Source organism: Bradyrhizobium sp. 23AC (assembly GCF_054863025.1).
This window is the reverse complement of record NZ_JAVAYN010000090.1, coordinates 1-357: the sequence shown is the minus strand read 5'-3', so window position 1 is coordinate 357 and position 357 is coordinate 1. Positions and strand designations below refer to the sequence as shown.

Genomic DNA, 357 nt, shown 5'->3' with positions numbered 1-357 from the left:
GCTGTGGCAGATGGACTTCAAGGGTCACCTGCCGCTCGCCAACGGGACGCGATGCCATCCGCTGACCGTCGTCGACGATCACTCGCGCTATGTCCTGTGCCTGAAGGCCTGTGCCGACGAGCAGCGTCTTACCGTGCAGGATCACCTGACGACGACGTTCCGCTGCTACGGCCTGCCGGAGGCTTTCTACACCGACAACGGCTCACCCTGGGGTGATACGTCAGGCGTTCGTTGGACCGGGTTGAAGGTGTGGCTGCTCAAGCTCGGTGTCAGGGTGGTGCACGCCAGGCCCTGTCACCCGCAGGCGCGCGGCAAGAACGAACGCTTCCATCGCACCCTGAAGGCCGAGGTTTTTGC

General features: G+C 63.9%; 1 protein-coding gene. It reads left to right on the top strand.

The window, feature by feature from the left end; genetic code table 11:
• Window positions 1-357 (top strand): DDE-type integrase/transposase/recombinase (locus RAD10_RS41585; RefSeq protein ID WP_461621997.1); only part of this gene is annotated, 357 nt, incomplete at both ends.